Annotated in this window: 15 protein-coding genes; 12 read left to right on the forward strand and 3 right to left on the reverse strand. The window is 39.9% G+C overall.

The genetic code is table 11. The features are described 5' to 3' along the window. Positions 1 to 129: 129 nt before the first annotated feature. Both AA980_RS03540 and AA980_RS03545 read left to right on the forward strand, forming a co-directional pair. Positions 130 to 2,121 (forward strand): oxidoreductase, encoded by a 1,992-nt coding sequence (locus AA980_RS03540; protein ID WP_024027412.1) that lies wholly within the window; start codon positions 130 to 132, stop codon positions 2,119 to 2,121. A gap of 108 nt (positions 2,122 to 2,229) precedes the next feature. Then, positions 2,230 to 2,781: a YybS family protein gene (locus tag AA980_RS03545; RefSeq protein ID WP_024027411.1), complete on the forward strand. Its 552-nt coding sequence runs from the start codon at positions 2,230 to 2,232 to the stop codon at positions 2,779 to 2,781. A 164-nt stretch (positions 2,782 to 2,945) separates the two neighbouring features. On the opposite strand, the gene AA980_RS03550 is transcribed toward AA980_RS03545, so the two are convergent. Both AA980_RS03550 and AA980_RS03555 read right to left on the reverse strand, forming a co-directional pair. After that, positions 2,946 to 3,461: a hypothetical protein gene (locus AA980_RS03550; protein ID WP_024027410.1), complete on the reverse strand. Its 516-nt coding sequence runs from the start codon at positions 3,459 to 3,461 to the stop codon at positions 2,946 to 2,948. A gap of 27 nt (positions 3,462 to 3,488) precedes the next feature. Next, positions 3,489 to 3,995 carry a hypothetical protein gene (locus tag AA980_RS03555; protein WP_024027409.1) on the reverse strand — a complete coding sequence of 169 codons (507 nt, stop codon included), beginning with the start codon at positions 3,993 to 3,995 and terminating at the stop codon, positions 3,489 to 3,491. A 243-nt stretch (positions 3,996 to 4,238) separates the two neighbouring features. Here AA980_RS03555 and AA980_RS03560 point away from each other — a divergent pair, with 243 nt between their 5' ends. From AA980_RS03560 to AA980_RS26080, 6 genes are all read left to right on the forward strand, one after another. Next, positions 4,239 to 5,423 (forward strand): branched-chain amino acid ABC transporter substrate-binding protein, encoded by a 1,185-nt coding sequence (locus tag AA980_RS03560; protein ID WP_024027408.1) that lies wholly within the window; start codon positions 4,239 to 4,241, stop codon positions 5,421 to 5,423. 86 nt (positions 5,424 to 5,509) lie between these two features. Beyond that, positions 5,510 to 6,496: a branched-chain amino acid ABC transporter permease gene (locus tag AA980_RS03565; RefSeq protein WP_024027407.1), complete on the forward strand. Its 987-nt coding sequence runs from the start codon at positions 5,510 to 5,512 to the stop codon at positions 6,494 to 6,496. A 9-nt stretch (positions 6,497 to 6,505) separates the two neighbouring features. After that, positions 6,506 to 7,810 carry a branched-chain amino acid ABC transporter permease gene (locus AA980_RS03570; protein ID WP_024027406.1) on the forward strand — a complete coding sequence of 435 codons (1,305 nt, stop codon included), beginning with the start codon at positions 6,506 to 6,508 and terminating at the stop codon, positions 7,808 to 7,810. 4 nt (positions 7,811 to 7,814) lie between these two features. Beyond that, on the forward strand, positions 7,815 to 8,591 hold the full coding sequence (locus AA980_RS03575) for an ABC transporter ATP-binding protein (RefSeq protein WP_024027405.1): 777 nt from the start codon (positions 7,815 to 7,817) through the stop codon (positions 8,589 to 8,591). Between the two features lie 13 nt (positions 8,592 to 8,604). Further along, positions 8,605 to 9,306, forward strand: a complete 702-nt coding sequence (locus AA980_RS03580) for an ABC transporter ATP-binding protein (protein ID WP_024027404.1) — start codon at positions 8,605 to 8,607, stop codon at positions 9,304 to 9,306. 99 nt (positions 9,307 to 9,405) lie between these two features. Continuing rightward, on the forward strand, positions 9,406 to 9,516 hold the full coding sequence (locus AA980_RS26080; RefSeq protein ID WP_082195600.1) for a YjcZ family sporulation protein: 111 nt from the start codon (positions 9,406 to 9,408) through the stop codon (positions 9,514 to 9,516). Between the two features lie 189 nt (positions 9,517 to 9,705). Here the strand turns inward: AA980_RS26080 and AA980_RS03585 are convergent, their stop codons facing one another. Next, positions 9,706 to 10,044 carry a hypothetical protein gene (locus tag AA980_RS03585; protein WP_024027403.1) on the reverse strand — a complete coding sequence of 113 codons (339 nt, stop codon included), beginning with the start codon at positions 10,042 to 10,044 and terminating at the stop codon, positions 9,706 to 9,708. A gap of 270 nt (positions 10,045 to 10,314) precedes the next feature. Between AA980_RS03585 and AA980_RS03590 the strand changes: the two genes are divergently transcribed. From AA980_RS03590 to crcB (AA980_RS03605), 4 genes are all read left to right on the forward strand, one after another. Further along, entirely contained in the window at positions 10,315 to 10,710 is a 396-nt protein-coding gene (locus AA980_RS03590; protein ID WP_024027402.1) for a PepSY domain-containing protein, read from the forward strand. Positions 10,711 to 10,780: 70 nt separating this feature from the next. Then, complete coding sequence (locus AA980_RS03595) at positions 10,781 to 11,239, forward strand: hypothetical protein (protein ID WP_024027401.1); 459 nt, start codon at positions 10,781 to 10,783, stop codon at positions 11,237 to 11,239. 78 nt (positions 11,240 to 11,317) lie between these two features. After that, on the forward strand, positions 11,318 to 11,695 hold the full coding sequence (gene crcB, locus AA980_RS03600) for a fluoride efflux transporter CrcB (protein ID WP_024027400.1): 378 nt from the start codon (positions 11,318 to 11,320) through the stop codon (positions 11,693 to 11,695). 5 nt (positions 11,696 to 11,700) lie between these two features. Next, on the forward strand, positions 11,701 to 12,060 hold the full coding sequence (gene crcB, locus AA980_RS03605) for a fluoride efflux transporter CrcB (RefSeq protein ID WP_024027399.1): 360 nt from the start codon (positions 11,701 to 11,703) through the stop codon (positions 12,058 to 12,060). Positions 12,061 to 12,068 lie beyond the last annotated feature (8 nt).

Consider the following 12,068-nt stretch of genomic DNA (forward strand, 5'->3'; position numbering starts at 1 on the left):
TTGTCACTAAACTTTCAAATGAAGATACAAAAACTACTGTCAACTACCATTAAAATAAACATGAGATAAAATTTTTCAGCATTATTTGTGAAATTTTTCACAAATAAATATAAATAGGGAGGTTTATAAATGAATTACCCAAACATATTCAAACAAGGAAAAATAGGCAAGCTAACTTTGAAAAACAGAGTTGTCATGCCACCGATGGGAACGAATCTAGCTGGCCCTGAAGGAGAAGTCACTGATCAACTGATTGCGTATTATGAAGAAAGGGCAAAGGGCGGGACTGGGTTAATTATTGTTGAATTTACTTGTATCGATTATGAATACGGGAAAGGATTTATTAGGCAATTACGGCTTGACGATGATCGCTTCATCCCAGGAATACACGCGCTTGCTAATGCGGTACATAATTATGGGGCGAAGGTTTTTGTCCAAATTCATCATGCAGGCAGACAGTCAAACTCTTCGTTAATTAATGGTAAACAAATCGTTGCACCTAGTAACGTTGCCTGTGCTGCAGTAGGTGAAGAACCACGGGAATTAACAACAGCAGAAGTAAAAGAGCTAGTAAATAAATTTGTTCAGACCGCCATAAGATGTAAGCAGGCTGGCATTGATGGTGTTGAAGTTCACGGTGCCCATGGTTATTTAATTAACCAGTTCTTAAGCCCTGAGGCAAATTTACGTACTGATGAATACGGGGGAAACTTTGAAAATCGCATGAGATTTCTCGAGGAAATCATTATTGGTATTAAAGAAAATTGCGGTAAGGATTACCCTGTTACCGTTCGTCTCAGTGTGGATGAATTTATCGAAGGAGGAATAGATTTAGAGTTAGGTAAGGATATTTCTCGATACTTAGAAAAACTAGGAGTAGATGGACTGCATATTAGTTGTGGAACCTATGACTCTATGGACAAAGTAATTGAATCTCCGTTATTTGAACAAGGTTGGAGAGTCTACCTAGCAGAGGAGATAAAAAAAGAAGTAAATATTCCAGTAATCACGGTTGGATCAATTCGTGAACCGCAATTTGTAGAAAAGCTTTTATCTGAGGGAAGAGCAGATTTTGTGGCCATTGGAAGGGGATTAATCGCTGATCCTGAGTGGGTGAACAAAACAATGGAAGGACACGAGGCTGAAATTAGAAAATGTATTAACTGTCTCCATTGTATACATTCAGCGATGGGGAACTCCCACGTCCTGTGCTCCATCAATGCAAGAGCTGGCCGAGAACTAGAGTTTAAGGAACTGCAGCACCTTCCTTCTGGTGAAAACCGCCGTGTTGTGATTGTTGGAGGTGGTCCAGGTGGTATGGAAGCGGCACGAGTTCTATCATTAAAAGGATATGACGTAACTCTTTTTGAAAAGAATAATAAGCTTGGCGGTCAATTGCACCTTGTAACTGACCCAATCTATCGAAAGAAAATGACATGGCACATTGATTACCTCAGCAATGAAATGAAACGTTTAAATATTGATGTCCGTTTGAATACAGAGGCCACTGTTGAAGAGATCACAGCATTCAATCCTTATGCTGTTTTATTGGCAACAGGCGGAAGACCAATGCTTCCACAGGTGGAGGGCAATGATTTAGGTCATGTATATACTTATGAAGACGTAAAATTACAGGAAAAAGTATTTACTAATAGTAAAGTTACAGTTGTCGGCAGTGGTATGATCTGTCATGGAACGACTCGTCGCCTTGCAGAAGCCGGTAATGATGTCACATTTGTAGAGATTCCGACAAAAGCAAGCAAAAGAATTGGCGCTGAAACGAGGTTAAGACTTCTAGAGAAGCTTAAACAAGTAAATGTGGAGATTGTGACGGACCACAGATTGGAAAGAATCCTTCCGAACAGTATCATCGTGGAGGACCCACTTTCTGGGAAACACTCTGAAATTGAATCAGAGTCTATCATTGTTGCGATGGGTGTAGAGGCGTATAATCCATTAGAGGAAACATTAAGGGAACAGATGGAAAATGTGTTTGTATTGGGAGATGCAGTAGGGTATAGCTCCCTTGGTGAGGCTACCCGAGACGGCTTTGAAAAGGCATATTTCCTCGAATCCATTGTGACACACAACAGGGAAGAAGAGGGATCGCAAACAGTTTGATTAAGAAAAAAAGTAACAAACGATCATTTTAAACACTTATGTCTGACTTGGAAATAATCATCATATCCTGCTTGCCCCCTGCATTTCCTATTATAGGGGGTGTATTGGATGAAAGAACATTTAGAACACAATCAAACGTACAAAAATAGCCAAAGGATTGCGGTTGTTCATTATACGAATACAAGGAAATTAGTAATCGGCTCTGTTTTAGCGGCAATTGCAGCTGTTTTCCAGTCAGCAGGAGTTTTTGTTGGAATTGGCTATGCATTTAGTATCTTGGCTACCCTTCCGATTGTCCTCTCAGGGATGATTTCGTTAAGAATTGGCATGATGTCCTATGTCATTACGATTTTCCTATTAGCTATTTTACAGCCGAGTGAACTATTTGTTTTTCCGTTTACGACCGGATTATTGGGAATTACACTCGGAGCAGCATTTAAATTGTGGAACCATTGGATGATGATTTCGCTTGTTGGAGGGATTGGACTAACGGGGGGGATTATGATTTTGTTATACAGTCTTCAATTTCCCGTTCTGGGACCTACAGTCTCCCAAACCTTTGATTTCAAAATTGCAACCGGTATCCTTTTATTTTCATGCCTTTACAGTTCTATTTGGACGGGGTTGAGTAAAAAGGTTTATAAACTATTATTTCGATAAATGATTATACCAATTCTGGGCACGAGTTTCATGAAAAATTGTAGTTAAAATACTCATATAAAAACGAAAAAAACTCTGAGAATCAGAGTTTTTTTGACTTTATCAATAAACTTGGATGCCAATGGTTGCATCATGTTCCCCTAAAAGCCAGAAGGTATTTCTTGTTAGCCTATTGAAGGTAAAGTAATCGATTGGTTTACTTTTGTTTGAATGGACTGGAAGGTTTCCTTTCCAAAGAACGCATTCGCCTTTTTGGCTATTTCATTTAACATGGCGTCATTTTCCATTAACGCATCACGGATACGATTTATTAATTGTAGTCCGTTCGGTTCGGTGACGTGCTTGGCAACACGTTCAAGAAGGATTTTCGCATCAACGGAATATTTATGGGCGAAGCTGTGACACATGACAATATTTTTCCTGAGCGGCTCAGAATATTCACTGGTAAACGAGCGGCGGATACATCCCCTCATCCCTGCATATCCATATGAAATCTCGGAAGCCGCCCGGTAAAAAAGCACCATTCCATCTGCATGACTGGATTCCGGATGCACCCGCAGTTCAGTTATTAATGACATTAAACGTTGGACCACTATTTTTGCTTCCTCTGTTTTGTTCCACCATTCCATCAAACGATCTTGCTCATCTGCATTCATAATCATAGATTGTGAACTAGGCATATTGATTTCCTCCCTTAGTTAGCCCATCTAAAGCCGGGGGATTGCTTGGATATTCTGGATTCTTGTACGGATGATTTCCCATTCAGGTCCAAGAATCGCCTGACCAAGCCGGATTGCTTCGTTAATTATTTCAGCGATTTGCCCGTTTAACTCTTTGCTTAGTTCAATTAAATAAGAAGTATCAGGCTGTGCCCAGTTTTCAACTAATTCAAAATTAGGGCGGATTTGTTTTTCGCTAATCCGCAGTGTATCAAGGTCAAACACCAACATTTCCTTCGCAAGAGAAATAGATTCCCCCTGCCTGAGCCGCTTGATTGTTCCTCTCGCGGCATCGAAGCCGTAGCCAATGTCCGCTACGGTAGCGTGGTAGGGGTTAAGTCCTGGGGCTGTTCGGATAGAAGGAATAGATCGAAAACCCGTGGTAATCGAACAGACGACTTCTTTAGCAGCCATTCCTTTCTTTAAGACAGCATCAATGGCAGTAAAATAGGAATCTCGCTGTTCAGCGGTCCATTCGAAAAAAGTAGAATTCATTTATTTTTCCTCACCTCTGAACTATTTAATGTGATTTCCGGAAAGGTTGTTATTCCTCTGAATTACTATAATCATAAATATTCTAAGATATATTGTCCTCATGCCCAGTAATTGATCAATAGAAGGAACTGAACAAGTTTGGTGAATTTTCAAAATAATAATACAAATATATAGTCCTACTTCTTGGTTCAGAACAATATATATGTAAGGGGCTTGTTTAAAAGAAAAATAGGGAGGGGCAACATGAAATTTAAAAAATCTTTAGCATTATTGTTAACAGGAAGCTTGGCGGCAGGGATGATTTTGGCTGGCTGTGGGAGTTCCGGTGGCGATACAAAAGCTTCAAATGTTATTAAAATTGCTACTCAAACACCGCTTTCAGGTGGGAGTGCAACAATTGGGGAAGCGATCAAGTTAGGAGCGCAGCTTAAATTAGAAGAGGAAAAGGAAAAGTTTAAAGACCTAGGCTTTACCTTACAGCTTGTCCCTTATGATGATCAAGGCGATCCAAAAAAAGGCGTAGCCAATGCTCAATTAATTGGCGCAGATAAATCGATCATGGCTGTTGTCGGTCACTTTAACTCTGGCGTCGCAATTCCTTCTTCAGAAGTGTATGAAAAATACGCGATACCGATGGTTTCACCGGCAAACTCAGCGGTAGAAGTCACCACAAGGGGATTAAAGACCGTCAATCGGATTGTGGCCCGTGATGATTTTCAAGGTCCAGCAGGAGCGGAATTTGCCGTAAACACCTTAAAGGCAAAGAAGATTTTTATCGTTCAAGATAAAACAGCCTACGGTACCGGTCTTGCAGAAGCATTCAAGAAAGCTGCTGAAGAAAAAGGAGCCGAAATTCTTGGGTTTGAAGGAATTACCGTCGGAGAAAAAGATTTTAATGGCGTTCTTAACCAAGTGGTGTCGAAGAAACCTGATTTAGTCTTCTTCGGTGGAATCTATGCTGAAGGCGGATTATTAATAAAACAAGCACGTGAAAAAGGCGTTAATGTCCCGTTTTTAGGTGGTGATGGAATGGATGCATCTACACTAGTTGAAATTGCCGGAGATACGATTAAAAATACGTATATTACTTCTCTTGCAGGCGATTCAACAAAAATAGAAGAAGGCAAAAAATTTATCGAAACGTATAAGGCAAAATATAAGAAGGATACAGAGTCTTATTCGGTATATGGCTACGATACGATGGGTGTGGTCTTAAGGGGAATTGAAGATGCGATTAAAGCAAATAACAATAAAAAGCCAACCCGTGAACAGGTAAGAGATGCCGTCCGCGGAGTGAAAGATTACCAAGGAGTGTTGACAAAAGTCAGCTTTGACGATAACGGTGACAATGATTACGCTAAGGTATTTATTTATAGTTTTAAAGAAGCAAAATATCCAGCTGAATATGTGGACGAAGTTAGTAAATAAGAATGGCGAGAGTGGAAAGGGGTATGGCTCATTAAATGGGTGAGAGTACCCTTTTTTTCTATAGATTGTGGACAAGGAGGTAACTTATGCTGAACGAAATACTCCAAACGATTCCGCAGGTGGTGATAGACGGGCTTACTTTAGGTGCCGTGTATGCAGTTATTGCGTTAGGGTACACAATGGTTTATGGAATATTGGAATTAATTAACTTTGCTCATGGTGAAATCTTCATGTCAGGTGCTTTTATCGGCACCGCTATCTTGATTGTGTTAACGGGAATGGGATGGGTTTCAGCGGTGCCGGCTATTGTTATGCTGATTACAGTCCTCTTATTAACCGCTATCCTGACAGGCCTTTTAGGGATGGGGATTGAGAGAGTAGCTTACCGGCCCTTACGAAATGCCCCACGATTAATCCCACTCATCACCGCTATCGGTATTTCATTTTTATTACAAGATATTGTAAGATTCATTGCCGAATTACAAAAGGGGAACTATATCGTAACCGGGCCAAATCTATTTAAAGATCAACTTTCGATTAAAGCCTCATCAATAAGCTCCATTTTTAACGATGCATCTATTAAAACATCGTTTGTGATCGTGCTAGTGACGGCGGTCATTATGATGATTGGTCTAGATTTATTTATCAATCGAACAAAATGGGGCATGGCGATGCGGGCCGTTGCCCAAGATCGCGAGACTGCTTCCTTAATGACGGTAAATGTGAACAAGGTTATATCAATTACCTTTTTTATTGGCTCGGCGCTTGGCGGAGCGACAGGAGTCCTCTTTGCTGTTCAATATGGAACAATCGATCCTTATATTGGCTTTATCCTTGGATTGAAGGCGTTTACGGCGGCGGTTTTAGGCGGGATTGGAAATATTCGCGGGGCCATGCTTGGCGGTTTACTGCTGGGGTTATTGGAAATGTTTGCATCTGCAAATTTAACCCTTTTATCAGGCGGCGTTTTTGGCGCTGAATACAAAGATGTCTTTGCCTTTGCTATTTTGATTATTGTATTACTTTTTAAACCGGAGGGCTTATTAGGCAAACCGGTCACTGAGAAAGTGTAGGTGAGAAGAATGAAATCTCTATGGAAAAAATATAAACAAAATAAACTTGTGCAGGGTATCCTTCTCCTCATATACATTAGCATCACATCACTCAGTCTATTTATGGCACAAAAATCAGTTACGGCATTTCTTCTATTATTATCGTCACTTTTACTATTATATTTTACAAATTTTAAGAATCTCACAAAGTGGCTCATTGCGGGAATCGTGCTTGTGTTTTTACTTCCCTTCACCGCAAGCAATGGAGACGCGTATCAATCCTATATGGAAGTGGCGACACTTGTTGGAATCTACATTTCTATGGCTCTGGGGTTAAATATTGTAGTTGGGATGGCGGGTCTTTTGGATTTAGGATTTATCGCCTTCTTCGCAGTTGGTGCGTACACTTATGGGATTTTTGCTACAGTCCAAGCATCCAATTTTATGCCTTTTGGAACGTTTCCGCTTTCAGGTGAAAGCTTTTGGCTGTTTATTTTAATCGGCTGCTTTGTCGCTGCTTTATTTGGAATACTTCTTGGCATCCCTGTCCTCCGGGTGAAAGGCGATTATTTAGCGATCGTTACCTTAGGCTTTGGCGAGATCATAAGAATTATTTTTAATAATCTGGATCGTCCGGTTAATATTACCAATGGTGCCATGGGGATTCCCTCGGTTACTCCACCCCGATTGTTTGGTATTGATTTTCTTTATCCAAGCCAATTTTATTACATTGTCCTTGTAATCTTATTATTTACTATTTTTACGGTACGCCGTTTTGAGCATTCAAAAATCGGCCGTTCGTGGAAAGCAGTCAGGGAAAATGAAATAGCCGCCCAAGCGATGGGTGTACCATTAGTCCGGACAAAATTAATGGCATTTGCGATTGGTGCTTCCTTTTCAGGAATGATGGGTGTCGTTTTTGCTGCAAAACAAGCCTTTGTCGATCCGACCAGCTTTACGCTCTTAGAGTCGATTACGATTTTGGTAATGGTCATCTTGGGCGGCATGGGCAGTGTACCAGGTGTCATTCTCGGTGCTGCGGTGATGACCATTCTCAATCTTCAAGTGTTAACAGAAGTGACGAGTTGGTTGAATCAACTAAATTCGACAGGGGCCTTTTCCATCCCAGACGCGCTATCGCCTTCTAAAATGCAGCGGCTTATTTTCGGCCTGCTCCTAATCCTATTTGCTTTATATCGGCCGAAAGGACTCTTGCCCGCAAAAAACCATGTCTATAATGAAAAGGAATTACAAGAGGGAAGCGCGAAGGAAAATAAGGGGAAACAGGAAGTAATGCCTGATCATTCGCAAATCGAGAAAGCTCAGGAGGTTTAGTTGCATGTCTATTTTAGAAGTTCAAAATCTAACGAAGAAATTTGGCGGGATTACAGCAAACCAAGATGTATCGATGACAGTGGAAAAAAACTCAATAACAGCCGTTATTGGACCGAATGGGGCTGGGAAAACAACATATTTTAATATGATTACAGGGGTGTATCAGCCAACCTCAGGGACGATTTTGCTAAATAATGAAAAATTGAACGGTTTAAAACCCCATGAAGTTTCCAAAAAAGGAATCGCACGGACCTTCCAAAATATCCGCTTGTTTAGTGAAATGTCGGTACTTGAAAATGTGCTTGTTGGCATGCATACCCATATAAAAGCAGGTCTTATCGGTATTTTATTTAATCTTCCTGCCATTCGGAAGGAAGAGAAAGCTTCCGAAGTGAAGGCGTATCAATTATTAGAATATGTCGGACTAGCCCCGCTTTTAAATGAAAAAGCATGTAATTTAAGCTACGGGGCCCAGCGAAGGCTGGAAATTGCCAGAGCTCTTGCCGCAAAACCAACGGTCTTATTATTAGACGAGCCGGCGGCAGGTATGAATCCAAAAGAAACAAACGAGCTTACGCAGTTGATTAAGAAAATGAGGCAGGAGTACAATCTTACTATTATTTTAATTGAGCATGATATGAAGCTTGTGATGGAAATCTCTGAACATATTGTTGTATTGGATCACGGCGAAAAAATTGCGGAAGGAAAGCCCGAACACATTCGCAATAATCCAAAGGTGATTGAAGCATACCTAGGATCGGGTGCTGTTCAGGCAGGATAGGAGGGGTGGATTGATGCTGCAATTAAACAATGTTGCAACCTTTTATGGCGGAATCCAAGCGTTAAAGTCTATCGACGTGGCAGTGGATAAAGGGGAAATTGTTACGCTCATTGGCAGTAATGGAGCTGGGAAATCAACTACTTTAAAATCAATAAGCGGACTTGTGAAAGTAAAAACAGGGAATATTGTTTATAAGGGCCAAGAAATTTCCAACAAACCAGCACATGAGGTAACACTTTTGGGGATTTCACATGTTCCTGAAGGCAGAAGGATTTTTCCAAAGCTTACCGTCAAGGAAAACCTGCTCATTGGCGCATTTTCTGTGAAAAATAAACAGGTCATTCATGAGAGAATGGAAAAGGTGTTTCACTATTTTCCTAAACTAAAAAGCAGGCTTGAACAAAAGGGCGGTACGATGAGCGGCGGCGAGCAGCAAATGCTTGCGATTGGAAGGGCACTTATGATGAAGCCTGATTTATTAATGCTTGATGAGCCGTCGATGGGACTCGCGCCCATTATTGTTGAACAAATTTTTGAAATCATAAAGGAACTGAACCAAGAAGGAATAACCATCTTACTAGTGGAGCAGAATGCGTATCAAGCCTTGCAAATTGCCGATCGGGGCTATGTCATTCAAACGGGGGAAATTCGTCTGCATGGAAACGGCCATGATTTGATTAAAAATGAAGAAGTCCGCGATGCTTACTTAGCATAATGCCATTTTGCCATTTTTTCTACCCAAAAATATATCCGCACCCACACAAAGAAGATTTTTTTACATAAGATATTCAGAATCAACTAGGAGGTGGATTAAATGGATGGTGCAGTAGGAGGCTTTGGTGGAGGCTTTGCTTTAGTTGTAGTTTTATTCATTTTGCTTATAATCATCGGTGCAAGCTTTATCGGTGGTGCCGGTTTTTATTAAATGACCAAATCGTTTGTTTTAATTTAAGCCGAACAGGGATTGCATCTTGCAATCCCTGTTTTCTTTCAATTGATGGAAATGACTATTTTTCTGTATTCTCTTTGTATGGTATGCAAAAGTTGTCCAATGGTTAAAGGTAAATTGACTATAATCTCAAAATATCCATAAAGCGGTATGGCCATTCTTGTTTTATTCATCTGTTTGTATTATCCGGATCTTTCCAGCTGAATGATACTTAAAATAGTTGAAAACCTCCAGCTGATAACCGGTATCGCTAGGAATAGAAAAAGTGTGAACAAACTCACCTTCAGCATGGTCGCCATAGAAAATGATGCTGTCAAAGTATTGAATGGACGTTCCGAGGTTGTTCATTTTTATAATAGAATACTTGATCGGCCATGAGTGATTGTGTGTAATTTGCGACCCGGTAATGGTAATCGATTTATTTTCTATCGCAAACTTTGAACTGAAGAAAAAAGGAGTATCAATCCCAAGTCCCCAGTTTATATAACCCTGGTCTTTCCTCACCAGCTTTTTTACCCTCCAAAGCTGGAGCCTTTCGTTCGTTCTTCGGAAATATTGGCCCAAGGAACCAAAAAAACCTTTTATCCCATTAATCTCTCTCCCTCTTTAGATAATTGCCTTACTGTATTATTTGCATCAAGACAAGGAATGGCAACGGCATTACCCCAGCTTGTCAGCTTTTTATGGACAAATTCTCTTTACAAGTTCTTTTAAAAAAAGAATAAATTTTTCACTCCGGCGCAAGCTAATAAAAAAATAAAGGAGTGTGAGGATTTGAAGAAATTAATCATGTTACTAACTTTACTAATCCCAATCAGCTTTACTGCTCTTGGGCATGTCAACGCCAGTCAGTTATTAGAGGCAAAGGCGAATCGAATTACCGAAAAAGAAGCAGGAGAAATCGCTTTAAAAAAGGTAAAAGGTGAAATTATCGCAGTAAAATTAGAAGTAGACGATGGAAAAGAGCAATATGAAGTAAAGATTAAACAGGCAGGGGCTTTTTATGAAGTAGAAATTGACGCAAAGACTGGTCAGGTTTTAGAAGTTGAGAAAGAAGGTTCACATCGTGGTGATGATGACCGCCATGGGGACGATGACGGACATGATGATGATGACCGCCATGGCGAAGATGACGGCCATCATGGGGATGACGACCATTTAGATGATTAACAGTAATTCTCTTAAAGTTGCATGTCAAATTGATGTGCAACTTTCTAAATTGTGTTAAAGGAGAAATTGGATGGTAAAAAAATGTGGGTTTATCCTATTTTTTTTCATTAGCTATTTAACAGCCGTCGTACCTTCCTTTGCAGAGTTTGATAATAAAGAAAAGCAAGACTCAACAAAGAACCTGCAAGAATGGGAGGTAATAGATAAAGACGGGGTCTTGGATCCGTTTAAAATGCATCAAGAGAGTAGTGATTCTAGTGATTCGGATTTAGATTGCACAAAAAATATTCACTATACGGTAGCGCAAAAAAAACGTCTTGATCAAATTTATCATCGGATTTACATGGATTATATTGACCTGATCGAAACCTACGCCTGGGCCGGGGCAATGACTCAGGATCAAAAACTGATCCGCTATAAAATGTTAAGAAACTATATTCTTACTTTCCAGAAAAGAAATTACAAATGGTGCAGTGAATATGAAGAGGATGAGTGGGAAGAAGAGTGGTTTAATAGTGATAATGATTAAAAGTCATCGATAATGATAATTTTATACCATCTAAGCATTTCTTTGTTTTAAAAGAATATATTAGGTTAAAAAGAAGTGATGAAAATGGTATATGTTGCTGTTGGCATTGGAGGAGTGGTTGGTGCTATTGCAAGGTTTCTTCTAGATTCTTTGATTTCTCGTACGGTTCTTCCACCTTCCTCAGGAATCCTGATTGTTAATCTTTTGGGGTGTTTTATCATTGGTTTTTTCTTAGCATTAAAACACAGTCGTTTCTCTGCGATATTCAGGATTGGATTTGTAACAGGATTTATCGGTTCCTTCACTACCTTTTCCTCTTTTAGCTTGAAAGCGTTAGAGTTATTTATGAAATGGGGAATCCGGACAAGCCTTCTTTACATTACGCTTACAATTATTGGCGGATTTTGTTTTGTTCACCTCGGACAATCAGTTGCCTTGGTAGTAGAGGAAGGGTAACCAATATGGTTAAAACACTTCTGGTTATCGGGGCAGGAGGATTTCTTGGGGCCATCTTTCGCTATTATCTAAGTAATATTTTTTCCAAATGGACGATTTTTTCAATACCAACAGGTACATACATCATCAATGTTTCCGGATCGTTCGCGATTGGATTCATTTACGGTGCTAATTATTTTTCAGATAGTCAAATTAATTTCTTATCCATCGGTTTTCTCGGAGCGTTTACAACGTTCTCTACCTTTAATTATGAATTACTTCAATTAATTGAAGGGAAAAAGAATCGCCAATTTTTTGTATACGGTGCTATGATGTACGTCTCCAATTTACTGGCATGTTTTTGGGGATATTGGTGGGGGAAATAACAGAAAGA

Source organism: Neobacillus vireti (genome assembly GCF_001026695.1).
GTDB lineage: Bacteria > Bacillota > Bacilli > Bacillales > Cytobacillaceae > Neobacillus > Neobacillus vireti.

What these genes read in the sequence shown, in the direction of transcription:
- AA980_RS03580 (WP_024027404.1), top strand. Translation starts at nt 8,605, where the DNA reads ATGCTGCAATTAAACAATGTTGCAACCTTTTATGGCGGAATCCAAGCG.
- AA980_RS26080 (WP_082195600.1), top strand. Translation starts at nt 9,406, where the DNA reads ATGGATGGTGCAGTAGGAGGCTTTGGTGGAGGCTTTGCTTTAGTTGTA.
- AA980_RS03575 (WP_024027405.1), top strand. Translation starts at nt 7,815, where the DNA reads ATGTCTATTTTAGAAGTTCAAAATCTAACGAAGAAATTTGGCGGGATT.
- AA980_RS03565 (WP_024027407.1), top strand. Translation starts at nt 5,510, where the DNA reads ATGCTGAACGAAATACTCCAAACGATTCCGCAGGTGGTGATAGACGGG.
- AA980_RS03545 (WP_024027411.1), top strand. Translation starts at nt 2,230, where the DNA reads ATGAAAGAACATTTAGAACACAATCAAACGTACAAAAATAGCCAAAGG.
- AA980_RS03560 (WP_024027408.1), top strand. Translation starts at nt 4,239, where the DNA reads ATGAAATTTAAAAAATCTTTAGCATTATTGTTAACAGGAAGCTTGGCG.
- crcB (WP_024027400.1), top strand. Translation starts at nt 11,318, where the DNA reads ATGAAAATGGTATATGTTGCTGTTGGCATTGGAGGAGTGGTTGGTGCT.
- crcB (WP_024027399.1), top strand. Translation starts at nt 11,701, where the DNA reads ATGGTTAAAACACTTCTGGTTATCGGGGCAGGAGGATTTCTTGGGGCC.
- AA980_RS03570 (WP_024027406.1), top strand. Translation starts at nt 6,506, where the DNA reads ATGAAATCTCTATGGAAAAAATATAAACAAAATAAACTTGTGCAGGGT.
- AA980_RS03555 (WP_024027409.1), bottom strand. Translation starts at nt 3,995, where the DNA reads ATGAATTCTACTTTTTTCGAATGGACCGCTGAACAGCGAGATTCCTAT.
- AA980_RS03550 (WP_024027410.1), bottom strand. Translation starts at nt 3,461, where the DNA reads ATGCCTAGTTCACAATCTATGATTATGAATGCAGATGAGCAAGATCGT.
- AA980_RS03540 (WP_024027412.1), top strand. Translation starts at nt 130, where the DNA reads ATGAATTACCCAAACATATTCAAACAAGGAAAAATAGGCAAGCTAACT.
- AA980_RS03595 (WP_024027401.1), top strand. Translation starts at nt 10,781, where the DNA reads ATGGTAAAAAAATGTGGGTTTATCCTATTTTTTTTCATTAGCTATTTA.